At 38.1% G+C, this 24,237-nt stretch carries 23 protein-coding genes; 13 read left to right on the top strand and 10 right to left on the bottom strand.

The features are described from left to right. Positions 1-20: 20 nt before the first annotated feature. The gene (locus ACO05G_RS14545) at positions 21-1,112 is read left to right on the top strand and encodes a 2-aminoethylphosphonate aminotransferase (protein ID WP_421763402.1); all 1,092 of its coding nucleotides are present in this window, start codon (positions 21-23) and stop codon (positions 1,110-1,112) included. Here ACO05G_RS14545 and ACO05G_RS14540 read toward each other — a convergent pair. Beyond that, positions 1,100-2,200 (bottom strand): glycosyltransferase family 4 protein, encoded by a 1,101-nt coding sequence (locus ACO05G_RS14540; RefSeq protein WP_421763401.1) that lies wholly within the window; start codon positions 2,198-2,200, stop codon positions 1,100-1,102. The two genes, ACO05G_RS14545 and ACO05G_RS14540, sit on opposite strands and share 13 nt — an antisense overlap. Between ACO05G_RS14540 and ACO05G_RS14535 the strand changes: the two genes are divergently transcribed. Genes ACO05G_RS14535 through ACO05G_RS14520 form a run of 4 tightly spaced genes read left to right on the top strand, consistent with a single transcriptional unit; the run spans position 2,164 to position 5,987 of the window. Next, positions 2,164-2,991, top strand: coding sequence for a DUF3108 domain-containing protein (locus tag ACO05G_RS14535; RefSeq protein WP_348281913.1), 828 nt, complete (start codon positions 2,164-2,166; stop codon positions 2,989-2,991). The two genes, ACO05G_RS14540 and ACO05G_RS14535, sit on opposite strands and share 37 nt — an antisense overlap. A gap of 31 nt (positions 2,992-3,022) precedes the next feature. Then, positions 3,023-4,114, top strand: a complete 1,092-nt coding sequence (locus ACO05G_RS14530) for a phospholipase D-like domain-containing protein (RefSeq protein WP_421763400.1) — start codon at positions 3,023-3,025, stop codon at positions 4,112-4,114. Between the two features lie 18 nt (positions 4,115-4,132). Next, positions 4,133-5,065: a fatty acid desaturase gene (locus ACO05G_RS14525; protein ID WP_348281915.1), complete on the top strand. Its 933-nt coding sequence runs from the start codon at positions 4,133-4,135 to the stop codon at positions 5,063-5,065. A 4-nt stretch (positions 5,066-5,069) separates the two neighbouring features. Beyond that, positions 5,070-5,987 carry a CDP-alcohol phosphatidyltransferase family protein gene (locus ACO05G_RS14520; protein WP_421763399.1) on the top strand — a complete coding sequence of 306 codons (918 nt, stop codon included), beginning with the start codon at positions 5,070-5,072 and terminating at the stop codon, positions 5,985-5,987. A 3-nt stretch (positions 5,988-5,990) separates the two neighbouring features. Here the strand turns inward: ACO05G_RS14520 and ACO05G_RS14515 are convergent, their stop codons facing one another. Genes ACO05G_RS14515 through ACO05G_RS14485 form a run of 7 tightly spaced genes read right to left on the bottom strand, consistent with a single transcriptional unit; the run spans position 5,991 to position 12,043 of the window. Beyond that, positions 5,991-6,239, bottom strand: coding sequence for an acyl carrier protein (locus tag ACO05G_RS14515; protein WP_348281917.1), 249 nt, complete (start codon positions 6,237-6,239; stop codon positions 5,991-5,993). Then, complete coding sequence (locus ACO05G_RS14510) at positions 6,239-7,519, bottom strand: beta-ketoacyl-[acyl-carrier-protein] synthase family protein (RefSeq protein ID WP_421763398.1); 1,281 nt, start codon at positions 7,517-7,519, stop codon at positions 6,239-6,241. Before ACO05G_RS14510 ends, ACO05G_RS14515 begins: the two co-directional genes overlap by 1 nt. 2 nt (positions 7,520-7,521) lie before the next feature. Beyond that, positions 7,522-7,965, bottom strand: a complete 444-nt coding sequence (locus ACO05G_RS14505) for a 3-hydroxyacyl-ACP dehydratase FabZ family protein (RefSeq protein WP_421763397.1) — start codon at positions 7,963-7,965, stop codon at positions 7,522-7,524. Further along, positions 7,962-8,741, bottom strand: coding sequence for an SDR family oxidoreductase (locus tag ACO05G_RS14500; protein ID WP_348488872.1), 780 nt, complete (start codon positions 8,739-8,741; stop codon positions 7,962-7,964). Before ACO05G_RS14500 ends, ACO05G_RS14505 begins: the two co-directional genes overlap by 4 nt. Before the next feature lie 23 nt (positions 8,742-8,764). Next, a complete protein-coding gene (locus tag ACO05G_RS14495) occupies positions 8,765-9,883 on the bottom strand; it encodes a hypothetical protein (RefSeq protein WP_421763396.1) in 1,119 nt (372 codons plus the stop codon). Then, entirely contained in the window at positions 9,883-10,836 is a 954-nt protein-coding gene (locus tag ACO05G_RS14490; protein WP_421763395.1) for an NAD-dependent epimerase/dehydratase family protein, read from the bottom strand. The genes ACO05G_RS14495 and ACO05G_RS14490 overlap by 1 nt, the downstream gene beginning before the upstream one ends. 1 nt (position 10,837) lies before the next feature. Beyond that, positions 10,838-12,043 carry an aminotransferase class I/II-fold pyridoxal phosphate-dependent enzyme gene (locus ACO05G_RS14485; RefSeq protein WP_348281923.1) on the bottom strand — a complete coding sequence of 402 codons (1,206 nt, stop codon included), beginning with the start codon at positions 12,041-12,043 and terminating at the stop codon, positions 10,838-10,840. Positions 12,044-12,145: 102 nt separating this feature from the next. Between ACO05G_RS14485 and ACO05G_RS14480 the strand changes: the two genes are divergently transcribed. Next, entirely contained in the window at positions 12,146-12,880 is a 735-nt protein-coding gene (locus ACO05G_RS14480; RefSeq protein ID WP_421763394.1) for an NTP transferase domain-containing protein, read from the top strand. Here the strand turns inward: ACO05G_RS14480 and ACO05G_RS14475 are convergent, their stop codons facing one another. After that, on the bottom strand, positions 12,881-14,194 hold the full coding sequence (locus ACO05G_RS14475) for an inositol-3-phosphate synthase (protein ID WP_421763393.1): 1,314 nt from the start codon (positions 14,192-14,194) through the stop codon (positions 12,881-12,883). It abuts the gene before it with no gap. A gap of 201 nt (positions 14,195-14,395) precedes the next feature. On the opposite strand from ACO05G_RS14475, the gene ACO05G_RS14470 reads away from it, so the two are divergent. The 7 genes from ACO05G_RS14470 (at position 14,396) to ACO05G_RS14440 (ending at position 22,147) form a co-directional block, all read left to right on the top strand. Next, complete coding sequence (locus tag ACO05G_RS14470) at positions 14,396-15,019, top strand: L-threonylcarbamoyladenylate synthase (protein ID WP_348281926.1); 624 nt, start codon at positions 14,396-14,398, stop codon at positions 15,017-15,019. Then, positions 15,019-15,639, top strand: coding sequence for a WbqC family protein (locus tag ACO05G_RS14465; RefSeq protein WP_348281927.1), 621 nt, complete (start codon positions 15,019-15,021; stop codon positions 15,637-15,639). Before ACO05G_RS14470 ends, ACO05G_RS14465 begins: the two co-directional genes overlap by 1 nt. Positions 15,640-15,789: 150 nt before the next feature. Continuing rightward, entirely contained in the window at positions 15,790-18,351 is a 2,562-nt protein-coding gene (locus tag ACO05G_RS14460; protein ID WP_348281928.1) for an ATP-dependent Clp protease ATP-binding subunit, read from the top strand. 103 nt (positions 18,352-18,454) lie between these two features. Continuing rightward, a complete protein-coding gene (locus ACO05G_RS14455; protein ID WP_348281929.1) occupies positions 18,455-19,027 on the top strand; it encodes a hypothetical protein in 573 nt (190 codons plus the stop codon). Next, a complete protein-coding gene (locus tag ACO05G_RS14450; RefSeq protein WP_348281930.1) occupies positions 19,024-19,308 on the top strand; it encodes a transcriptional regulator in 285 nt (94 codons plus the stop codon). Before ACO05G_RS14455 ends, ACO05G_RS14450 begins: the two co-directional genes overlap by 4 nt. Positions 19,309-19,358: 50 nt before the next feature. After that, positions 19,359-20,060 carry a hypothetical protein gene (locus ACO05G_RS14445; protein WP_421763392.1) on the top strand — a complete coding sequence of 234 codons (702 nt, stop codon included), beginning with the start codon at positions 19,359-19,361 and terminating at the stop codon, positions 20,058-20,060. Beyond that, positions 20,057-22,147, top strand: a complete 2,091-nt coding sequence (locus ACO05G_RS14440) for a carboxypeptidase-like regulatory domain-containing protein (protein ID WP_421763391.1) — start codon at positions 20,057-20,059, stop codon at positions 22,145-22,147. Before ACO05G_RS14445 ends, ACO05G_RS14440 begins: the two co-directional genes overlap by 4 nt. On the opposite strand, the gene ACO05G_RS14435 is transcribed toward ACO05G_RS14440, so the two are convergent. Beyond that, positions 22,144-24,174, bottom strand: a complete 2,031-nt coding sequence (locus ACO05G_RS14435) for a hypothetical protein (protein WP_421763390.1) — start codon at positions 24,172-24,174, stop codon at positions 22,144-22,146. The two genes, ACO05G_RS14440 and ACO05G_RS14435, sit on opposite strands and share 4 nt — an antisense overlap. Positions 24,175-24,237: the final 63 nt, after the last annotated feature.

Raw genomic sequence — 24,237 nt, 5'->3', positions numbered from 1 at the left:
TGCCATTAATCTTTAGATATATGCTGCATAAGAAAGAATTGACCCGTAAAATATTACTAAACCCGGGTCCGGCGACAACATCGCAAAGGGTAAAAGAAGCTCAACTGGTATCGGATATCTGTCCACGTGAGGGTGAATTCGGCCAAGTGATGCATGATATCTGCGATGGAATTTTAAAGGTAGGAAACGCTCAGGATTCTCATCGTGTCGCACTTTTTGGGGCAAGTGGGACAGGTGCTATGGAAGCATGCATGGTTTCAGCCGTCGGTAAAAATGATCATGTGTTAATCATCACCAATGGGGCTTATGGAATCCGAATCAAGGCAATATGTGACGGTTATGGCTTGAAAAACACTTCCATGTTTGAATTTGGAGATTACCCCGAGCCAGCGAAGATCATGGAAGAACTCGAGTCTGGCAATTATACACACTTGGCAATGGTTCATCACGAGACATCAACTGGTATGATGGATCCATTAGAGGAGGTGGCTGAAATATGTAAAAAGACAGGTGTTAAGTACATCGTTGATGCCATGAGTTCATTTGGTGCTTATCCAATGGACTTAGCTAAACTTGAAATTGATTACTTATTCTCAAGTTCAAATAAATGTATTCATGGAATGGCCGGGTTGTCATTTGTGATTTTTCATAAAAATTGCACAGATGATTTAAAGGCTAATGGGACAGGTTTCTACTTTGATGTATACAAACAGTGGGACAATCTGCAGAAAAAAGATCAGTTAAGGTTTACACCTCCGGTTCAGACGAGCTATGCTTTCCTGGAAGCTATTAGGGAACATGCGGAAGAGGGACTGGAAAATCGTTGGAAGCGCTATCAGGCTAACTGGCAGAAATTGTATGATGGTTTTACAGCGTTAGGGTTTACACCTTTTTTACCATTAGAACAGGAATCAAAGATTTTGCTGGCCTTGAATCTTGATAAACCCGGATTAGACTTCAATCACTTCCATGATTATTTGTTTGAACAAGGTATTACCATCTATCCTGGTGTAATTCCTGAAAGCAAAACATTCCGAGTCGCTGTAATCGGTGATCTTTATGAGGAGGATATGGATTATGTGATTGAGAAGGTGAAGGCTTACTTCAAGTAAACTTCATTCACCTCTTTCGATACCTCTGCCCAATCATATTTTTTCACTTCTTCCAGGCCGTGCTTAGCTAAAGTTTCACGTTTTGAAGTAGGGATTAATTTTTCAATACACGAAACTAGTTGGTCTAATTTTCCAGGCTCTACAAACCCATCTTCCATTTCTGCTGTGATTACATTTTTATATCCTGAGTTTGCATATCCTGCAATCGGTGTTCCTACAGCCATTGATTCTAGCAACACTATTCCAAAACTTTCTCCATAAAGTGCAGGTGCCAGATAGATATCAGACTCTTTTAGTAATCTATATTTATCCGCCTCACTAACGAATCCTAATAGTTCCACGTCAACAAGAGAGTGAGCATTAATATATTGCTCTACTTCAGCCCGACCATCGCCATCTCCGGCGATGATAAGTTTCATCTGTGGGTAGCGTTCTTTCAATTGATGAAAAGCCTGAAGTGCATGCATCACCCCTTTTCTCGGTTCCAGCCTACCCATGAAAAACATCTGAAATAGGTCATCATTTCTGCTGTTTTTTGTGGGAGCGATCTGCGCTATTTCACCCAAATCGATACCATTTGGGATAATGTGAATTTTTCGTTTGGAAAAACGTGATATAAACTGCGACTGGCTTTTGGAGACACTTATAATCTGATCCAAAAACGTAAAAATACCTTTAGCAACTGCTGGCATAATCCAATCACCCACAAACTGACTTTTAGGCGTATCGTGAAATGTTGCTACTTGTTTGGCACTAGAATGCTTTAAGACTTGTAAAGGAACGAAAGGGTTCCATATGGTATGATAGTGGATAACATCGAATGCTTCTTTCTTTAAAAAATTTTTCAAAGCTTTTTTCTCTTCTCCCAGGGCAACATTCAGGTCAATCTTCGTACCACCAATATTTACGGAACGATTTCGTCCAAAAAAGTGAACGTTTTCTTCTTCCACTAAATTGGCGTTAATATTGGGCGCAATGATTTTGATTTGATGCCCTATTATTGCAAGATGTTTTGATAAACTCACTATGTGAGACTTAACACCACCAGGACGTGAAAAATCATACGGACAAACAAGAGCAATTTTCATTTAAGTCAATCTTTCAAGGTTGGATTAGGATTTGTGTACTAGTCATATTGTTTTGTGGAGTTTATCCATCTGAAGCTCAAAATAAATCATATCCATTCAAACCTGGCGAGAAACTTACTTTTAACATGAAGTTTGGGTGGTTCAATATTGGTGAGGCAGTAGTATGGCTTGATCCCGAATTCCATTATCCCAGCAGTACCAAAAAACCTCATTATAAAATTCAATTCACTGTTACAACGGCTAGTTGGTTTAAGGTATTTTCAAAACTGAGCGTTTGCATGGAATCTTTAATTGAAAGAGACAAACTTCAACCGCTCAGGTCGGATCGTGATATGGAAGGAAAAGGCTCTATAGATATACGACACGATTACTTCTCATATGCGGACTCAGTCTCCATTAAGGCCTATATTGAAGACTTGGACGAATGGAGATATCATAAATTCGATGCGGGGAATGTTCCAATTCGGGATGCACTCAGCACCTATATGTGGCTAAGAAGCAGGGATAAATCTCAATTTGCAAATACGGTAGAGGTTAGGACCTTTTTCTCAAATGATCTATATGAATTTCGAATGCTTCCGGGCAAAAGTACGATACATAAATATTCTGGGAGGAAAGTTAGGGCACTTGAGTTTGGGCTGGATTTTCCCGAGGGAGAATATTTTGAGTCAGGGAAAAGCGGCAGAGTAATCATGAGTGATGATAGCAATAGATATCCTTTAAGGCTTGAAATAGACATGACAGTGGGATCATTTATTTTCGACTTAGAGAAAGTAGAGTATATGGATTAGCATACTTTACTTTTGCATCAAAAGATTATCATTGGCCAAATCACAAATCTTACTAGGTTCTAAGACATTCATGGATCGTCTTGAAGAGGTGGCATTAGGTGCCTCAGATTCATTCTTAGCGCAAGCTATGACTTTCGAAGGAGATGATGCAGGAAAATGGTTGATCGATATCATGAAAGCTAGCCCGGCAAAGGATAAGCGTCTGCTTATTGATAGCTATTCAAAAGTGGTGATCAATGACCATTTCGTAAAATCATTCAAGTACTTCAAGGATCGAGCTTTTCGGAATGAAGTGAAAGAAACTGCAAAACTTATTGAGACAGCAAGAGCATCAGGGATCGGAGTGAAATTTACGAATCCAGTCGGATTCCTGGGTCAGAAATATCCCCTACGTAATCATAAAAAAATGGTGATTGCGGACGGTCAAACCAGCTTTCTGGGGGGCATCAATTTTAGTGATCATAATTTTGAGTGGCACGACATGATGGTTCAGGTCTCAAGCGAAAAATTAGGAGCCAGTTTGGTTGAAGACTTTGATTTAACCTGGCAAGGGATAAATCAATCCCGAATGATTGAAACTGATCAGGGGGAATTGTTTCTTTTCAATGGATCTAATAGTGAAAAGCTTTATAATGATTTTTTCAATCATCTGACTTTTGCTAAGAAAACAATCAGCGTAATTTCTCCATATATTTCTGAGCCTTTATTAGGGGTATTAAGATCTTTAGCTGACAAGGGTATACAGATAACAGTTATTTCTCCGCAGGAGAATAATAAGTCGATTTTTAAAAACATCATTTTATCAGAGCAAGAGAAAGGATACTTCCAATTGAAAGAATATCCTGGAATGTCTCACATGAAAGCCATTCTGATAGATGAGCAGAAATTGATTTTTGGAAGCAGTAACTACGATTTAGTAAGCTACTATTTCGAGCAAGAAGTTGTTTTTGTTTCCGAAAATCATGTTTTGGTGGAAGAATTTAAAGGAAAAGTCCTTTCTGATGTAAAAGAGTTTGAGATAGAATCAATATCGAATTTTGATAAAAAGAAGGCGGATTTTTTGATGCGATTATTGAATAAGGTTGGTGGGTTGATGTCGAAAACTATTTTACGCCCTCATTAGTTAAATTTGCATATAGATATGGAGCAACAAGATTTTACCTGGAGCGAAGAGAAGGAGCCTCACTTTCAAAGGCGAAAAGTGATTATGGAAGCGCACCCTGAAGTGAAAAAATTATTCGGAAATGATCCTTCCTTAATTATTAAGACACTCATCGTGGCTGCACTGCAACTCAGTATACCAATTTTTTTCTTACCAGAAAATCCATGGTTGTTTGCATTGCTAGTTATTCTAGTTGGCACCACGCTAACACATATTTTAGTGTTGGCTATTCACGAAATCACTCATGATTTAGCGTTTAAAAATAAAGTGTTAAATAATTGGTTGGCCATCATTGTAAACTTTCCTATTGTAGTCCCATTTGCAATGGCTTTTAAAGCTTATCACGCAAAGCATCATTGGCATCAAGGTAAAGAAGGAGTTGATACAGATTTGGCGGTTAAATGGGAGGCGAGAGTCTTCAGGGGACCTATTGGTAAATTTATTTGGTTAATCATTCAAATTCCGGTTTATGCTATTAGACCACTTTTTGTACATCCGTTAGTTCCCGATAAGTGGCAAATTATAAATGCACTGGTACAAACTTCTGCAATGGTTGGATTATATTTCTTAGCGGGCTGGCCAGGACTCTTGTATTTAGCCATATCAACCACTCTGGCTACCGGACTTCATCCGATATCAGGTCATTTCGTGGCTGAGCACTTTATCTATAAAGAAGGTCAAGAAACTTACTCGTATTACGGGTGGTGGAACAAACTTATTTGGAATGTAGGCTATCATAACGAGCATCATGATTTCCCAACCATTCCAGGTTCAAAGCTTCCGGAACTTAAGAAAATTGCAGGAGAATATTATGATAACCTTTACGCTCATAAAAGCTACTCAAAAGTGATTTGGCAATTCTTATTCGACAATAAAATTTCTTTGTTCTCTCGCGTTAAGCGAAATAAATAATTTAATGCTAGGCTATTTAAAAAGGAGGCACCAAAACCACCTGAACGAGGTATTATCTACCATTAAGCTGATTGATATTGAAGAGCGGTATGACATCCATTTCAGCCGCTTCTACGGTTTGTACTTTGCAAAAGCAGCCAAATGGGCTAAAATGACCCCAACACAAGTTTCGATTATAAGCCTAATTATAGGAGTAATCGGAGGGGCCTTATTTTATTATCAGGATACATTATGGATAGCAGCACTAGCTGGTTTTCTTATTACTTGGGCTGGAGTATTGGATAGTTCAGATGGTCAGTTGGCAAGAATGACTGGTCAATCTTCTGAAATTGGTAGACAAATAGATGGCTTGATAGATAACCTTGTCTTTATCTCATGCTATATCGGAGGGACTTTATTCTTGATTCCGCATTATGGGTTCGGGGTATTGCTTTTAATGATTGCTGCAGGAGTGGCTCATAGCTATAAAGCAGGATTATATGAGTTTTATAAATCGGAATACTTATACCTGGTTGGGAAATCTCCTGCTGGATATATACCGTTGACGAAGGAAGAAATTAGGCCAACAGGCGATAAACTCTTCCATAAGATCATTCATTATATCAACCTTGACTACACTGGTAAGCAAATAAAATCAACCACACGGACTCCTGAGGAAAGGAAAAAGATGCGTGAGTTATCTAGACAAAACCCTGAGGAATTTGACCCCATTTATTCAAAGTTGAATATGAGGTTATTGTTTTGGTGGGCATGGCTGGGAGGTAGTAACACTCACCGCAACGCAATGATCATTTCTGCTCTTCTCGGAAGATTTGAGGTATATCTAGTCGCAAGCTTAATATGGACCATTGGCTATATTCCTCTGAATATGATTCAGAGGAAATACGATCAAAAACTTATTAAAGAATTAACCGACAACTAACGGTTAAGCAGTCTTCTTCAAGACTACATCTATTGAATCCTGAACAGTATTCATTTCTCCGATAACATCGTCATCAATCATAATGTCGAATTTATCTTCTATATCTAACACAATATCAACAATATGTGCAGAATTGATCATCAAATCATTGATAAGGTGCTTATCTTCTGAAACTTCATTTTCCATAATGTTTTCAGGTAGATAAGGCTTTATAATATTGATCAGGTCGGTTTTTACTGTTTCTCTAGTCATTATTCTTTGTATTTCCGTAAAACGAGCGCGCAATTTAAGTCACCAAATCCAAAATTAGCTTTGATAACAGTGTTTACTTCTTTGCTTTGGCAACTCGTGGGAATACAACCCCCAAAAATTTCTGATAAAATTTCTGGATGAATATCTTCGACATTTAAGTTAGCATGTACAAAGTCGTTTTTGATCTGTAAAATACTCGCTACAAGCTCTACTGATCCTGCACCTGCAACAGCATGCCCAATCATTGATTTAGGTGTGTTAATGAGGGGGAAATCCTTTCCAGACCTTCCGAGCGCAGCAACCCAATTTTTAATCTCAATCGGATCACCCTTCGTGGATGTTAAATGTCCATTTATAAGATCAATTTCATCTGGATGAATGCCTGCATTTGATACTGCTTCTTGGATGCACTTAACAACAGCTACAGAATTTGGGGCAGTCATCGTTCCACTTCCTCGAAGGCCACCAGAGTTAACCTGACCGCCAAGTATCTCAGCGTAAATCTTGGCTCCTCGCTTTTTGGCGCTTTCCAATGTCTCTAGAATAAGAACACCTGAACCACCTGAAGGAACAAATCCGCTTGAAGTGGCACTCATAGGTCGTGAACCAGTGGAAGGACTATCATTGGAGTCAGAACACAATACACGCATTGGATCAAAGCAACCCCAAATATATTTCCCGTCTCCCTCCGTACTTCCACAAATCATCCTTTCTGCTCTTCCGGTCTGAAGATATTCATACCCCAGTAAAACGGCTTCAGATCCTGTAATGCAGGCTGCAGAATTTGATTGAACTCTGTTTCCTATTCCTAAAATATTGTTGAGATACGCTGCGGCACCACTATTCATTCCCTCAGAAACAGTACGTGATCCCAGTTTTCTATTTTCACCACGATCTATTGGGTATGCGGGAAACTCTCTGTTTTTCCAATTATCAAAACTCAAATCCCCTGCCCCTAGAATCATGCCAGTAGAGAAGTCTACGTCCTCATTGGGTTCAAAACCTGCATCCTTCCAAGCTTCAACTCCAGCTAGACAAGCATAAATAATCGCTCTGTTTGTCAGTTTTTCCGCTAAAAATCTGGGAAGAAAATCTTTCAGGTCAATACTATCTATGTCAGGAACACCCCCAATTTGACATCTGAAATTCAATCTTTCAAACTCATCCCATTTTTTGATTCCTGATTTCCCATTTTTTAGAGCCTGGTGAAAATTTTCAACACCAATTGCATTTGAAGCAACAACGCCAAGCCCTGTAATTACAACTCTTTGTTTTTTCAAAATTATCTTTCTGATTTGACCACCATCCCTGCTAACTCACCTTTCGCCACAACAGTTCCATCTTCTTTTTTGCAGGAAACAGTGCATTTTAACTTCCCAAAGCGAAAATAGACTTTTTTTGATTCAACAATAAGCTTGTCTTCGGGGAGTACTTTGGCAAGAAAGTCCACATTGGCACTTGTGAAGGCAGGAAGTACTTTGGAATCTTCGTCCAATTCCATCAAATACATCGCTAAAGTGACAAGTCCTATTTGACACATAATTTCAGTCAAAATAACACCAGGAACGACTGGATTTCCTGGAAAGTGGCCTTCCAGGAAGAATTCATCTTTGCGAATCGTGTAGCTTCCTATAGCACTTTCTTCGGTAATTGATAGAATTTCATCTACAAATAGAAATGGGCGTTCATAAGGGAGGAGGCGTAGTATGTTTTCGTAAGAACTCATATTAAATGTTCTCCACCATCAACGTGAATAGTTGCTCCATTTATCCAGCTAGCTTCCGGCTGTGATAGAAGAAAAATGGTGTTGGCCACATCTTCAGGAGTGGTTAAGCGTTTGTAAGGATTTCTTTGCTTAGATACTTCAATCAATTTATCAGAACCAGGAATCAGACGTAATGATGGCGTGTCAGTAACACCTGCTTGTATGATATTTACAGTGATCCCTCTTGGAGCCAACTCAATAGCCAAATATTTAGAAAGTGTTTCTAAGGTAGATTTAGCCAATGCAACTGCCCCATATCCTTCCCAAAACTTATCATTGCCTTCTGAGGTCAGGGTCAAAATCTTGCTTCCTTTAGTAATCAGTTTATTTGCTAATAATCCATCAATCCAAAGCTTAAGATTTGTGCCCATTGCTTCAATTGTCAAAGCTAAATCCTGAGTTGTTAGCTTAGCCCCATCTGACACAAATGGTTTTAAGTTTCCCCTTGAGACAGCATGGAGAACCATATCGAATGAAGAAATATCAGATGATTTTAAGGATTGCAGGCACTCTTCAATTTTCTCAGAGTTTGTTGCATCAATGTTGTGGTTTGAAATAGAAACATTAAAATTTTTGCTAAGATCTGCACTTATCGCGTCAAGTTCTATAACACCTTGTTTACGATCTCTATGGATGATTGTGATGCTGCAGCCATGAGAGGCTAGTTTTTTTGCAGCTGCCAAACCTATGCCGCTTGAACCCCCAATTATTAGCGCATGCCTACCTTTCATTTCCATGTTGTGAAACTACTAAACTCAGTCTAAAAATGTTTGATGAAACAGCTTCGCTTTATTTTTCCAACTTCAATATCGAATTCACTCCAGGTATTAAGGACATTTTTGTTACTCTCTAGCATTGGACCTGACGCCATGTATTTTATTCCTTTCTTCTCGTAAATTTTTTGTAGATAATCATATATAAGCGCATGTATACCAAGCTTTTGATATTCTGGTTTCACACCGATGAGGAATAAATCTGCTAAATCATTGAAATAGAATGATTTCAGGACGTGGATGAACCCAAAGGGGTAAAGAGATCCTTTTGCTTTCTGAAATGCTTTTGATAATGATGGAAGTGTCAAAGCAAATCCTACCACCTCATCAGATTCGTTTACTATAATGCAGACAAATTCTTTTCTGATAAAGCCAAAATATTGCTCTACATAGTAATCAATTTGTTTTTTGGTTAGTGGAATATAGCCATATAAGTCAGAGTATGCTTCATTTAGTACCTCGAAAACTCCAGGTGCATATGTTAAGATTTCTTTGGCGTTTTTGAATTCCTTAACTTTCACTTTGAAGCGTTCTTGGATGATTCGAACCGCTCGATTCACTTTCTCTGGATTATTGGTTGGTGCCTTCCCACGAAGTTCCACCCAGCTAGCTGCCACATCTAAACCCCAGGCTTTGAAATGATTGATATAGTAAGGGTGATTGTAGATGGTGGCCTGAGTAGCCATCTCATCAAATCCTTCAACAAGTGCGCCTTCAAAATCTAAATCGGTAAACCCCATTGGTCCATGAATTGCTTTTGCACCTTTTGATTCAGCCCATTTTTTAGCGGTCTCTAGCAGTAGGTCAGAAACTTCCAGATCATCAATGAAATCGATCCATCCAAATCGAGCAAGAGATTTCTTCTCTAATTCTGGTTCTAGAATGAGAGCTGCAATTCTTCCAACTATTTCACCTTCTTTTTCAACGATCCAATATTTTGCATCAGCATGATCGAAGGCAGGGTTCTTCTCTTTAAGAAGTGTACTCATTTCGAAATCGATGAGTGGAGTTACATAAAATGGATTGCCTTTGTAAAGACTAAAAGGAAATTTGATAAAACGCTTTAATTCCTTTTTGCCATTGACTTCCTTTAGAGTGAGTGACATTAGATGAGGTTGTTTTCTGTATAGTATCTTAAAGCATCTTCAAACCCATCTCTCAAAGAGATTTCAGCCTTAACAGAAGAATGCTTGAGGTCAGTCGTGTGTAGATCCCAATTTTGAGAAATTTCGTCAAATTTTTCGAGTGTAATTCCAGGACGCTTATTGATTAGCTTATGCCAAATATCGGATGAACCCATAGAAAATTTAGCCAGCCATTTAGGTAAAGGGAATTTCCTTACCTTATTTTTAAATAGTGCTTGAAATATCTCAATAAAATCCTGGTGAAGATACGTATGTCCATCATTATAGTGAAGTATGCCAGGAGTCCTATGCATGTCCTTGACGATCATTCTTGCCAAATCTCCAGCATGAATCATACTCATCTTTTGCTTGCTATCTGTGACAGGATAGACGCCCATTTTTGCACCCTTAAAGAGTGGGAGGAAAGCTTCATCTCCAGCACCGTAAATTGCTGTAGGTCTAACCAAAAGATAATTTGGCATTTTTTCCTGAATTACTTTTTCAGCTTGCAATTTACTTCTTCCGTAGTGAGATACAGGCTGATTGATGGTCGCCGGACCCTGTGCAGCATAGGACGATGTGTAAACGAAGCGTCCTGTCGATTTTAGCAGTTTTGAGGTTAGAACTGCTTCAGTTATAGCTGTAGTGATTCCAACATTTACCTGGTAATATTCAGCATTTTTCAGACTCACGGTCATGCCGGCATTATGAATGAAGAAATCAAGATCTCCTATTCGCTCTCTTAGCGTCGAGAATTGCTCATCAAGGTCTTGCCGATAATCAACGGTATGTGATTGAAAATTACCGTCTAAGGGAAGTAAAGAGGTATTTGCATTGGCTCTAACAAAGGCATGAACCTCCATCTCTTGACGGAGACATTCTTTCACCAAATAAGATCCTAAAAAACCATTAGCTCCGGTGATTGCTACTTTCAATTTAAGCCACTTCTGTTTGACGCTTTACATCTAATTCGTTAGCCACTTTAACTATTTTGTCGATAGCAATATCGATTTGCTCAATGGTATGAGTTGCCATTAGAGAAAAACGGATCAGTGTATCGGTAGGAGCAACCGCAGGAGCAACAACCGGATTCACAAAAACTCCTTCCTCGAATAGCCGCATAGTCATTTTATAGGCTTTTTCATTATCCCTTATATATATTGGAATAATAGGTGTCTCGGCATACCCAGTGTCGAAACCAAGCTCTTTAAGCCGTTTAAGTGAATAATTGGTGTTTTCCCACAACTTAAGTCTTCTTGAGTCGTCAGATTTCATAATATCTAAAGCGGCAATGGTAGCTGCAGTAGATGAAGGTGTCATGCTGGCGCTAAAGATTAATGAACGAGCGACATGTCTTATATATTGAATGGTCTCTCTATCTCCTGCTATAAATCCACCAAGTGAGGCAAGAGATTTGCTAAAGGTTCCACCAATTAATTCGACATCATCATTAATGCCAAAATGATCTGGTGTACCTCTGCCATGATCTCCTAGTACTCCTATCGCATGAGCACAGTCGCTCATTACGGAAGCATTGTATTTTTTTGCCAGTTCCACTATCTCCGGGAGCTTAGCAATATTGCCCTCCATGCTAAAAATACCATCAACAGCAATGATGCGATGATTAGCGTCCTGGAGTTGCGATAATTTTTTCTCTAAGGCCTGCATGTCATTGTGTCGAAAAACGACGGTGGATGCGTCACTTAGTTTTGCACCTTCATACAGAGATGCATGATTAAGTCTGTCAAGAAGAAGTGCATCCCCTTGTTTAGCAATCGTTGGGAGAACCCCAAGGTTAACCTGAAATCCTGTACTAAACACAAGAGCTTCTTCTTTATTGAGGAACAAAGCGAGATTATTCTCAAGCTCTTCGTGCATGTCTGTCGTCCCATTCAGAAATCTTGAACCGGAACAGCTAGAGCCATATTTTCTTACAGCAGCTTCAGCAGCTTCAATAACTTTTGGGTGTGTTGTTAATCCCAAATAGCTATTTGACCCAAACATCAAAACATCTTTGCCGTTCACCCTCACCTCTGTCTCCTGCTTCGATTCAAAGGTTCGAAAAAAAGCATAATATCCATTCCTTTTTGCGTCCTCCGCAATCTTGAAGCTTGAATACCTTTCTCTCAAAAAATTCCCCATTCCGCAAATTTAGTTATATCACTTGGAAACATTTTCGTAACATTGAGATTTGAATCGAATCCTATGTCATTTTTTATCATAATTATTTAAAAAGCACACAATTTGAATCTCGTAATATTAGCAGCCGGTAAAAATACCCGATTAGATACAGGCATTCCAAAAAGTCTGGTCACTTTAAATGGTGAAACTTTAATGGCACGTCATATTCGAATCTTCAAAAAATGTGGGGTAAAAAAGTTCTGTATTATTAGTGGATATGGAGCTGAAAAACTTCAGGCAGCTCTTCCCCAACTAATGGAAACCCACGATGCTGATATAACTATTCTTCACAATGAGAGGTTTGATTTGGAAAATGGATTTTCAGTTTTTAGAGCAAAAGAGTGGGTGGAAGAAAATGGGTTAGGAGACTTTTTCCTGACAATGGGTGATCATGTTTTTGATCCAAACTTTGTCAAAGAGTTTATTAAAAAGTCTTCTATTTTGGACAAAACCCTTCAATTAGCGGTGGATATGCCCGGAGAATCCAATAAGCATATTGATATTGACGATGTTACAAAAGTTCAGGTAGATGGTGATGGGTTTATTGATGCGATTGGCAAAATGATTCCAAAATTTAATAGATATGATACTGGCCTCTTTAGATTGAAATCGAAAGTTTTTGAGGTGTTTCAACAGTCTTTTGACCAGAAGGAATATACGATATCAGAATCTGTGTCTAAGCTGATGGCTGACAAAGAGGCAAAATCAGTATTAATCGAAGGGTACACCTGGAATGATGTAGACAATCCAGATGACCTTCAGAGTACTATTCAATTAATGGATAAAAAACTCCTATAATCAATCGTAGTAATCCAATCCTAAATTGGTAATTAAATCTTCTCCAGCTAGGTAACGAAGTGTGTTTTTAAGTTTCATCAACTGGACAAAAATGTCATGTTGTGGTTTCAATCCTTTTAATGCTTGAGGAGACTTAAGGTAGAATGAAAGCCATTCTTGAATGCCTTTCATTTCCGAACGTTTAGCTAAATCCAAAAATAAAGCCAAGTCAAGAACAAGTGGGGCAGCTAGAATGGAATCCTTACAAAGGAAATCTACCTTGATCTGCATTTTATAACCTAACCAACCTTTAATGTCAATATTATCCCAGCCTTCTTTATCGTCACCTCTTGGTGGGTAATAATTGATTCTTACTTTATGATAAAGGTTACCATAAAGCTTAGGGTGCAATTCCGGCTCAAGCAATTGTTCAAGTACCCCGAGCTTTGAAACTTCCTTCGTCTTGAAGTTATCCGGATCATCCAAAACCTCGCCATCCCGATTACCCAGAATGTTGGTGGAAAACCATCCATCAATACCCAGAGATCTTGCCTTCAAGCCTGGAGCAAGAATGGTTTTCATTAAGGTCTGACCCGTTTTGAAATCTTTTCCTGCAATGGGAGCACCTGTTTGTTTTGCAAGTTCAACGAGACAGTCAACATCACTAGAAAGATTAGGAGCACCATTAGCATACGGTACACCCATTTTAATTGCAGCATAAGCATAGATCATGCTCGGCGGGATATTTGGGTCATCGTTTCTGAGACCTTCTTCAAATTTCTCAATTGTAGAGTGAACATCACTTTCTTCGATGTAAATCTCAGTAGATCCACACCATACCATTACCACTCGCTCACAATCATTTTCTTTCTTGAAGTTTTCAATGTCTTCCATCAACATTTTCGCTAACTCCATTTTGTTAGCTCCTTGCTTCACATGACTCCCTTCAAGTCTCTTCACATAGTTTTTATCAAAAACTGCTTTCATAGGCTTGATTTGCTCAAGCTCATCTTTTAGATTATTAAGCAAATCCTTGTCCAAAACCTTGGCATGCATTGCAGCCTCGTAGGCATTATCTTCAAATAGGTCCCATCCACCAAGTGCAACATCTTCAAGTGCTGCTAAAGGAACGAAATCTTTAATTAACGGATTTCTCTTTTCGGTTCTTTTTCCTAATCGAATGGTTCCCATTTGGGTAAGTGATCCGATCGGCTCAGAAAGCCCTTTTCGAATACTAAGCACACCCGCCATAAAGGTAGTAGCCACAGCCCCCATTCCCGGAGTAAGAATTCCTAGTTTGCCATTAGGCTTTTGGATAGTTGTATTTTCTGACATTGCAGTTTGTTCTTATTAAATCTTTCTTTTAAAACTTAATGTCATAATATTTGAAGGTAATCCCCAAAGAAGACATAAAAATTTTCCGCAAAATAAATTAATCCACATTGGATAAGCTCAACATTTTAACAATTTGATTTTGAAATCGCTGTTTTTTCGCTCTTTTAGTATATTGTTATTTGTGAAAGAATCAAATATTCTATGGCTGCCGAGTTTATAAAGTTGTATCCTGAAAATCCTGAACGAAGGAAAATTGTCGAAATCGTAAAGATTTTGAGAGATGGGGGAGTTATCATCTATCCGACGGATACTGTTTATGGGTTAGGATGTGATATTTTCAATCAAAGGGCTATCGAAAGAATTAGATTAATAAAAGGAATAAAAGGGAAGCATCTTAACTTATCATTTATATGTCATGATCTAAGCCATATCTCAGAGTATACCAAGCATTTGGATACGCCGACCTTTAAATTGATGAAGAAGGCTTTACCAGGTCCATATACGTTTATTTTGGAATCCTCTTCAAAAGTTCCGAAGATTCTAAATGTGAAAAAAAAGACGGTCGGAATTCGAATTCCGGATAATAACATCCCTCGTGACATTGTAAATGAACTTGGAAATCCGATCATAACAACCTCTATACATGATGATGAAATTCATGATCATGCCACAGATCCTGAAATTATTTATGATGAATTTAAGAATTTGGTGGATGTGGTTATTGATGGAGGTTATGGAGAAGTTCATCCAAGTACTGTCATAGATTGCACACAAGGTGAGCCAGTTATTCTGAGGGAAGGAATTGGTGACGTGAATATTATTTAATGAGCGTGATTTTAATAGAACCTCACTATTTGGGGAGTCTCGAATATTTTTCTTTATTGGTGCAATATGAAAAAATATGTTTTGAAATTAATGACTCTTTTCCAAAACAAACGTTTAGAAACCGCGCCTACTTCTTAACATCCAATAAGGTCCAGCCATTAATAATTCCTGTTAAGTATAATAACGGAGATTTAACAAGGGAAGTGAAGGTTGATTATTCACAGCGATGGATGAAAGACCATTGGGGCGCGTTTTACTCATCATACGGCAAAGCCCCTTTTTTTGAATATTTTGGTGATGATCTAAAAAATATTTGGGATAAGGAAATTCCAGACCTTTTAGATTTGAATATTGAGTTAATGAAATTGATTTTTAAAATTTTACAGATTGATTTTAATCACTCTTTTACAACTGACTTTGTTCCAAATATCAAAAATGGAGATATGGATTTTAGAGGAATCGTAAATCCTAAAAAATCATTTTCCAATCGAAAAATATACAATCCACATCCTTACAGGCAGCTTTTTGGTGATACCTTTGTTCCAAATCTTAGTATCGTGGATTTGATCATGAATGAAGGTCCGAATGCGGCACATATTTTGAGCAAGTCCAAGTCATAAAAATGGATAAGTGACTGTAGTTCGTTCATAATGTAATTATTTCGACGAGTGAATGAACAAATCTGAAACTACTCACGTTTTTTGATCTACATTAAGGGGTATTTCTTCATATATCCTATATTTTTACTATTAAAGCGAAAGTCAAAACGCATGTCAAAAGAGGCGAAATTTTCAAATAGAGTTAAAGAAGTCATCTCACTAAGTAGAGAAGAGGCTTTACGATTGGGTCATGACTACATAGGAACTGAGCATCTGTTACTTGGAATGATTAGAGAAGGCGAAGGTGTTGCAGTTAGTGTGATGAAAAAACTTGGTCTGTCCATGAAGGAATTGCGTTCAGCGATTGAACAAGCCACCAAGGGCACGGCAACCAGTAACGTTAAAAACCTTGCGAATATTCCACTTACCAGGCAATCTGAGAAAGTGCTCAAAATCACGTATCTAGAAGCAAAAATCTTCAAAAGTGCCTTAATTGGCACGGAGCATTTGCTCTTGTCGATATTGAGAGATGAAGATAACCTGGCCACTCAAATACTAGAGAAGTTCGAGGTGAATTACGACTTGGTAAAGGAGATGTTAGAGTATCAGACTGAAAATCCAATTGCTTCGGCTGATACTGATGATCCGAATGATGAAGGTGATGATTTGTATGGAAGCAGCCCAAGAGGCTCTGGAAGAGCTTCATCGGGCAAAGAGAAAGGAGCGGAGAAATCTAGAACACCTGTCCTAGATAATTTTGGAAGAGACCTGACTAAGCTTGCAGAGGATGACAAACTTGATCCGATCATAGGAAGAGAGAAAGAAATTGAGCGAGTAGCTCAAGTGCTTAGTAGAAGAAAAAAGAATAATCCAATCCTTATTGGGGAGCCGGGAGTGGGTAAAACTGCTATCGCAGAAGGCTTGGCATTGAGAATTGTTCAAAAGAAAGTCTCACGAATACTTTTTGGAAAAAGAGTGGTAACACTTGATTTGGCATCTCTTGTAGCTGGAACAAAATACCGGGGACAGTTTGAAGAGCGAATGAAGGCAGTAATGAATGAGATTGAAAAATCTCCTGAGGTTATTCTCTTCATAGATGAACTTCATACAATTGTAGGTGCTGGAGGAGCATCAGGTTCTTTAGATGCCTCTAACATGTTCAAACCAGCTCTAGCGAGAGGTGAGATTCAATGCATCGGAGCTACTACGCTTGACGAATACAGACAGTATATTGAAAAAGATGGTGCACTAGCCAGAAGATTTCAAATGGTAATGGTAGATGCTACCTCACCGGAAGAAACCCTTCAAATATTAGATAATATAAAGGACAAGTATGAGAGCCATCATCATGTTAACTACACGCCAGAGGCGGTAAAGGCATGTGTTACACTCTCTGATAGGTACATTTCAGATCGCTTCCTTCCGGATAAGGCCATCGATGTATTAGATGAAGCGGGTGCCAGAGTTCATATCAACAATATCAACGTTCCTAAAATCATCACGGAGCTGGAAGATCAAATTGAGGATGTGAAGAAGGAAAAGAATAAAGTTGTAAAAAGCCAAAAATATGAGGAGGCGGCCCAACTTAGAGACAGAGAGAAGAAACTGATAGCTCAGCTGGAAGATGAAAAAACAAGATGGGAGGAAGAGACGAAAACTAAGAGGTATGAGGTAGGTGAAGATAATGTGGCCGATGTAATTGCTATGATGACGGGGATTCCTACTAAACGAATTGCAGAAAATGAGAGTGCCAAGCTTTTGACAATGGGTAAAGAGCTTGAAGGCGATGTGATTGGACAAAAGGAAGCCATCAAAAAATTATCGAAAGCAATTCAGCGAACCAGGGTAGGATTGAAAGATCCAAAGAAACCGATCGGTTCATTTGTTTTCTTAGGACCTACTGGAGTAGGTAAAACAGAAATGGCCAAAGTGCTTTCTACATTTCTATTTGATAAGGAAGATTCTCTTATTCGAATAGATATGAGTGAATACATGGAGAAGTTTTCTGTCTCTCGATTAGTTGGGGCGCCTCCAGGATACGTAGGTTACGAAGAAGGTGGGCAGCTTACCGAAAAAGTAAGAAGAAAGCCTTACAGTGTGGTATTGCTTGATGAAATAGAAAAAGCACACCCAGATGTATTTAACATTCTTCTTCAGGTGCTTGACGATGGAGTACTTACCGATGGGTTAGGTCGTAAAGTTGATTTTAGAAATACCTTAATTATTATGACATCCAACATTGGTGTTCGCGACCTAAAAGATTTTGGTGCTGGAATCGGCTTTGCAACCCAGAGTAGGAAGAATAGTATGGATGATATCATGAAATCCACAATTCAAAATGCACTCAAGAAAACGTTTAGCCCTGAATTTTTGAATAGACTTGATGATGTTATTATTTTCAACTCACTTGAAAAGGAAGATATTTTCAAAATCATAGATATCACTTTGGGCAAGCTATTCTCAAGAATTACAGATCTTGGTTATGCAATCGAATTGACTAAAAAGGCAAAGGAATTCCTTGCTGATAAGGGGTATGACCCACAATATGGAGCAAGACCATTAGCAAGAGCAATCCAAAAGCACCTGGAAGATCCTGTTGCAGAAGAAATCTTGAAAGGAGATATTCAAGAAGGAGATACGCTCTTAGCTGATTGGGATGGAAAGAAAGAGGATTTGACAATCAAGCTAAAGAAAAAGAAAGCTTCCAAGACTCAGGATAAAAAAGAAAAATAAAATAAAGGGATTACGATGAGTAATCCCTTTTTAAAATTTTTTTGGTTTATAATATAAACTATTTTATATTTGTATCGTATTTATAGTAAAATCTATAAAAATTATGAGTAACAAAGAATTATCAAAAGACGAGAGTTTAGCGCTAATCACCGACATGATTGGGCAGGCTAAACGTAATGTAGCCAAGGGAGGGAGTTTTTATTTTCTGCTTTGGGGGTGGGTAGTGATGATGGCTAATATCGGGCACTATCTTATTGCTAAGTACGACTGGTTAGATTACCCATACATTGTTTGGGTTCTTACTATACCAGCGGCAATTATATCTATGGTACATGGTGCCAAACGAAGTAAAGATGCTAAAGTAAAAAGCCATCTGGACCGATTGTATAGTCAAATATGGCTGGCTGTTTTCATTGGTGTATTGATCATTCTCTTTTTTATGGCGAATGTAAACTACAATGTAAACGCAATCATCTTGGTTTTTGCAGGGATAGGAACCTTCATTTCTGGTCAGGCCTTACGCTTTAGTCCATTAATAATGGGCGGATTGGCATTATGGGTAGCAAGTGTTATCGCATTTAATTTACCTGCATTGGATCAATACTTGGTTGGTGCAGTGGGTATATTAGCAGGCTATTTGATTCCAGGATATCTACTTAGAAAAGCAGAAAAATGAGTTTTGCACAATTAGATCCGTTACTACATTCTCAGTTAAGACTAGCTATTATGTCTCTTCTGATTGGAGTGGATTCAGCAGAGTTTGTTTTTATTAAAGAAAAAACTGGAGCTACTGCTGGAAACCTAAGTGTGCAGCTAGATAAACTTTCCAGCGCCGGCTACATCAGTGTTACTAAGTCATTTAAAGGAAAGAAACCTTTGACCACTTGTAGTATTACCAAGGTTGGAATTAAGGCTTTTGAGAATTATGTAAATAATTTAAAACAGTATATAGAGTAATTTTTTTTAATCATGTAGTTTGTAATATAAACTACTTTAAATAAATAAAAATGAAAAAATCAATATCAATTTTAACACTTATGATAGCTATGCTTTCATGGGGACAATCAGTAAAAGAAACTCAGTACGCTGCTTATCTAAAAGCAAGTAAAACCCTTTGGGAGAAGAGTATTGAGGAAGCAAAAAAGAAACATGGGAAAAAGAGTTTTGAAACCGCTATGGCCATGTATGGATTACTTAATAATACCATGGCTACACAGGATGAAGAAACCTTCGATGATTTTAAGGATCAGACCATTGATCTTCTGAAAGATTTGATCGAAGAAAATCCAAAATGGGGAGAACCAAGAGCCGTTCTTTCTTCAACCTACGGTCTAGTCATGGCTTACAGTCCTATGAAAGGAATGTTTCTTGGAATGAAAAGTAGTTCGCTAATGGAGGAAGCTGTTAGACTACAGCCAGAATCTGCTTTAGTACAAAAACTACACGGTGGTTCAAAACTTTACACTCCGGAAATGTTTGGTGGAGACCCTAAGATTGCATTAGAAGCTTTCTCAAGAGCGATTGAGATATATGAAAAGCAAGGGGCTAAGGAAAACTGGCTTTACCTGGATACAATGATGGGACTTTCCATGGCATACAGAAAGACGGATCAAAATGAAAAGGCAAAGCAAACGCTTGAAAAGGCGGTAACTATTGAACCTCAATACTATTGGGCAAAGTCTGTTCTTGATAAGATCAATAAATCATGAAGAGAACGGTTTGGATATATGTTTTCTTACTTGCTTCCCAGCTTCTTTTTTCACAATCAATAAGTGGAAAAATCGTAGATGCTGAGAGTAGTGAGCCCCTCATTGGTGCCCATGTTTACTTGATGAACAACTGGCGTAAAGGCGCAATTACCGATATCGAAGGAGCTTTTACAATTGAATTGACAGGTAATGATTCAAATGATTCTTTGATCGTTTCTTATGTTGGATTCCGGGAGGTAGTTGTCCCGGTTTCTGATGATTTGATAGTAGCATTGGAGGCAATCCAGGTTGAAGGTGAAACGGTTGTTGTAACAGCAAAACCGCTGATAGCTGAGGAGTTTAAATATATGGAGATCAAAAAGATTGACATTTACACGAACCCGGCAGCTAAGGCAGATCCTTTGTTGGCGGTTAATTCGCTTCCTTCTTCAACTACAACAGATGAATCTGCTAATATTAGTTTGAGAGGAAGCAGTCCAATTGAGACTGGGATATTCTTTAATAATGTTCCAATTTATGATGGAGTAAGGTATTCTCAATTAAATGGTATTGGCACGTTTAGTATTTTCAGCACAGCCATTATTAAGAGTGTTACAGTATTTCCAGGCAATCCTCCTTTGGAGTTTGGGAATGCTACCTCTGGTATTATTTCTATGCAGTCGGATGATCGTATTCTTGGAGACAATACAAATTCTCTAGTGATAAGCCTTGCCAATATTGGATTTTCAAGAGAACAGAGAATTAATGAAAACCAAAGCCTGAAAATTTTCTCGAATTGGCAGCCTAGTGGCCCAATAAAGTTAGTAAATGAGGAGGCGCTTGAAGAAATCAAATCATTTACCTCCAATGACTTTGGGGTTTACTGGTACGGATCTACAGAGAAGATCAATTGGAAGTTATTGAGTTATTCAGTAACTGAAGGATATCTATTCAACTTTAAACATCCTTCATTTGAAGGGATATTTGATCAGAGTAAGCGGAGAAGTTTTTTGATTTCATCCGTTGAAATTCCATGGGGAAAAGGAACAGTAAGTATTAATAACGGCCTTAGCTACAGCGTTGGTAATTATGCATACTCAAATGTCGCATTTAGGGTAAAAAAGAAGGATATTTTCGGTGGATTAAATTACCTAATATCAAACCAAAAATATAGCCTGAAGTCTGGCTTGAGTTATGACTATAGAAACTCTGTAGTCAACGGAAATTTTCATGAAGTTTTTTATGCGCTAGGTCCTGACCACCCTACCATTTCTTTTAAGGAGTCAGCCGATGTGAAAGTATTTGATCTTTATGGATATTTTAAATATTTCTTATCGAATAAAGTCACTCTAGGAACGGGCCTTAGAAAAAACATTCCTCTTGATGATAGTCGGAGTTGCTTGAGCAGTCAGGCGAATATGTCGTTTACAGAAAATACATGGACGATTACGGTTGGAACAGGGGTTTATCATAAGAGGGGTTTGTATGAGAATACGGGTGAACCATTCGAAGCAAAGAATGAACAAAAATCAATTGACATAAAAAGAGAAAAAGGGGGGTTGGAAATTTCACTCAGTTTGTTTGATAAAAGAGGTGAAATAAATTCAGTCAAGTACACAGCAAAGGGAGCGGAATTGTTCACTAACTATCGCTTTAATTCTAAACTCAGAGCATCTGCATCTATCACATTGCTGGATGCAGAAAATGATTCAGAGAATAATTTTGCATATGATCTTTCTTATTTTTTTAGAGGTAATCTATCGTACTCACCAGGTAGAATGTGGACGATAGAATCTACGCTGGTAGCAAGAGAGGGTACTACATATTCAGAAATTACTTCAACTCGATTTGATACGGAACTCAATGTTTATGAACCATTATATGTTTCTGAAACGAATCGTCTGTCAGCCTATTCAAACATCGGCCTTTCCATCAGTAAAATCTTTGCTGTCTCTGACGAGATGAATATTATTGCTTTTGCGAGTCTTAACAATGTGTTTGATAGTGAAAACCTTCGAGGCTATTCGTATAATTTTGATTACTCAGAGAGAGGCAATAACCTCTATTCAAGGAGGACAGGTTATATGGGAGTGCTAATAAATTTTTAATACCCTCCCCAAAATTTTCTAAGAAACCATTCGGAAGAGAAAAGTAAGAAAATGATTAGATACCACCACCACGCTTGGTAAAGTGGTATTAAGTTTTCTTCACTCTTAATTTTTGACTTTAGGTCTTTCGTTTTAAGATAATTTATTAACTCCCCCCGTTCATTCAAATGAAAATATTTACCTCCGGACTTTTTAGATATGTTTCTTAACAATTGATGATCTGCAGTAAGATCCAGGTATTCAGGATTTATATTTTGCACCGAAAACTCTCCACGATCAGTGTAGGTTTTGTCTCCAATATTTACGCTAGCAGAAAAACGATAGATACCAGGAGGTAGGGAGGGAGATCGAAAAACTGAATTGAATTCTGAGTCTGTAAAGGTGAAATTTTGGCTTTCTCCTCCTTCGGGTGTTATCGTAATGGCTATTTTGTTGTTATAAATTCGTTCATATATGTCATTGTAAACCTCAACATCAAATAAAGGGGGTTCTGTGTCGGTGATATTTCGCTTTCTAACGGAAAAGCGGAATTGCTTTTTATCATTCTTAACTGATAAAAATTGAATGGTTTTAGTGATTAGGTTATCAAATTGATTTGAATTTTTATTGATAGCCGACTCCTGTAACTTCCATTGCCAAATATTTTGTCCCAGCAAAACGGCAGTTTTTGATGCTCCATCATCATATACGGTCATTAATGGCTTCTGAGTAATTATATTTCCCAATTTTTGGTACATCAGTATTTCAGTAGGGCCGCTAATGCTATAATCTCCAAAGGGCACTTGGACTGGTGGATACTCCTCAAATGCTGAAACGTCCTCTATTTTGAACTTACTAAAATTCTGATTGAACGACCCTGCCACCTTATCAGGTTGTGAACCCCTTCTTTCTATATTTAAAAATGGAAGGTTTTTGTTTATGGAAGTTATCGAACTCTCATTAGAGATGATGTACCAGATTCCAGGATTTTCCTTTGGTATAAAATTGATCCCTGAGGTAAAAGCTCCATGAAAAATCACTACATCATATACTTCATTGGGTTTTTGATCATTGATTTCCGGAATGTAAACCTCAGTCTGATAATTACCAGTTTCTTCCAGTGTCGAACGAATGGCTTTAATATCTGGATGAGGGGCATTGGCAACAATTAGGACCTTTTTTCTGCCATCTATTACTTCCATGAAAACATTTGCCTTATTATTCTCAAAGGTGGATTCATCAGTGATTTGTGTAATTGATGCCACCAACCTTCTCAGCCCTTCGTTTTCCGATTTCACGGTAAATTCAACTTCCTGCAAGGAATTCTTCAACTGAATTTTTTGCTTGTCAAGAACTTTACCGTTTTCTCGTAGTTGCATCAGCACCTCCCTGTTATCATAACCTTTTTGCTTTACTTCAAGCCGTATAGGAGTTTCATTGCCTTTATAGGTGATTCGGTTATACAAAGTTCTTGATATACTAATATCTCTGGGAGATAGTGTATCACCAAGTCCCAGTGAAACCACTGGTTTTAGATAGTTCTTGTAAAGCGGCGAACTTCCCCTATTATAAATCCCATCTGTGGCTAAAAGAATGGTGCTAAGATGTTGGCCTTCCAGCTGATCCTCAACCTTTTTAACCAGTTTTGAAAGATTGGAAGTTGGTGAAGAAAAATTGATTGAATCGTTAAAAGTTATTATCGGAACATCGAGTTCTAATTCCTCAAGGCTTTCTTTTATTTGATTGATCGAATATTTGATTGAATCTTCGGAGGTGCCACGAGCTACAATCGATTCAGAGTTATCAAGTGCTATCGCAACAATTGGTTTTTCAACAGTATTCGTTATTTGACGAATTGCTGGACTCAGGAGTAAAATACTTACTGAAAGAATCGCAAGGAATCGAATAGTTGCCAAAATCCAATTTTGTGTTTTATTCCAAGGTGTATTCTTTTTGGAATAAAGCATGTAGGACAACAGGACCGCCGCTATAACAATGAGCAAAATCCACCATCCCGAATATTCTAGCTGAAGAAAACTTCTATTCATTAAAAACCTTGTTCAATAAGTTGTAGCAAATGAGCTGAACCTGAAATCTAATTCAAATGAACA

Source organism: Ekhidna sp. (assembly GCF_965227465.1).
GTDB lineage: Bacteria > Bacteroidota > Bacteroidia > Cytophagales > Cyclobacteriaceae > Ekhidna.
The sequence above is the reverse complement of the archived record's forward strand: the minus strand, read 5'-3'. Positions and strand labels throughout refer to the sequence as shown.

Excerpts from the sequence above, each read along its gene's own strand:
- ACO05G_RS14485 (WP_348281923.1), bottom strand. The coding sequence starts at position 12,043 with ATGGGGAATTTTTTGAGAGAAAGGTATTCAAGCTTCAAGATTGCGGAG.
- ACO05G_RS14475 (WP_421763393.1), bottom strand. The coding sequence starts at position 14,194 with ATGTCAGAAAATACAACTATCCAAAAGCCTAATGGCAAACTAGGAATT.
- ACO05G_RS14440 (WP_421763391.1), top strand. The coding sequence starts at position 20,057 with ATGAAGAGAACGGTTTGGATATATGTTTTCTTACTTGCTTCCCAGCTT.
- ACO05G_RS14460 (WP_348281928.1), top strand. The coding sequence starts at position 15,790 with ATGTCAAAAGAGGCGAAATTTTCAAATAGAGTTAAAGAAGTCATCTCA.
- ACO05G_RS14495 (WP_421763396.1), bottom strand. The coding sequence starts at position 9,883 with ATGTCACTCACTCTAAAGGAAGTCAATGGCAAAAAGGAATTAAAGCGT.
- ACO05G_RS14465 (WP_348281927.1), top strand. The coding sequence starts at position 15,019 with ATGAGCGTGATTTTAATAGAACCTCACTATTTGGGGAGTCTCGAATAT.
- ACO05G_RS14445 (WP_421763392.1), top strand. The coding sequence starts at position 19,359 with ATGAAAAAATCAATATCAATTTTAACACTTATGATAGCTATGCTTTCA.
- ACO05G_RS14540 (WP_421763401.1), bottom strand. The coding sequence starts at position 2,200 with ATGAAAATTGCTCTTGTTTGTCCGTATGATTTTTCACGTCCTGGTGGT.
- ACO05G_RS14505 (WP_421763397.1), bottom strand. The coding sequence starts at position 7,965 with ATGAGTTCTTACGAAAACATACTACGCCTCCTCCCTTATGAACGCCCA.
- ACO05G_RS14455 (WP_348281929.1), top strand. The coding sequence starts at position 18,455 with ATGAGTAACAAAGAATTATCAAAAGACGAGAGTTTAGCGCTAATCACC.
- ACO05G_RS14435 (WP_421763390.1), bottom strand. The coding sequence starts at position 24,174 with ATGAATAGAAGTTTTCTTCAGCTAGAATATTCGGGATGGTGGATTTTG.
- ACO05G_RS14470 (WP_348281926.1), top strand. The coding sequence starts at position 14,396 with ATGGCTGCCGAGTTTATAAAGTTGTATCCTGAAAATCCTGAACGAAGG.
- ACO05G_RS14450 (WP_348281930.1), top strand. The coding sequence starts at position 19,024 with ATGAGTTTTGCACAATTAGATCCGTTACTACATTCTCAGTTAAGACTA.
- ACO05G_RS14525 (WP_348281915.1), top strand. The coding sequence starts at position 4,133 with ATGGAGCAACAAGATTTTACCTGGAGCGAAGAGAAGGAGCCTCACTTT.
- ACO05G_RS14520 (WP_421763399.1), top strand. The coding sequence starts at position 5,070 with ATGCTAGGCTATTTAAAAAGGAGGCACCAAAACCACCTGAACGAGGTA.
- ACO05G_RS14545 (WP_421763402.1), top strand. The coding sequence starts at position 21 with ATGCTGCATAAGAAAGAATTGACCCGTAAAATATTACTAAACCCGGGT.
- ACO05G_RS14500 (WP_348488872.1), bottom strand. The coding sequence starts at position 8,741 with ATGGAAATGAAAGGTAGGCATGCGCTAATAATTGGGGGTTCAAGCGGC.
- ACO05G_RS14515 (WP_348281917.1), bottom strand. The coding sequence starts at position 6,239 with ATGACTAGAGAAACAGTAAAAACCGACCTGATCAATATTATAAAGCCT.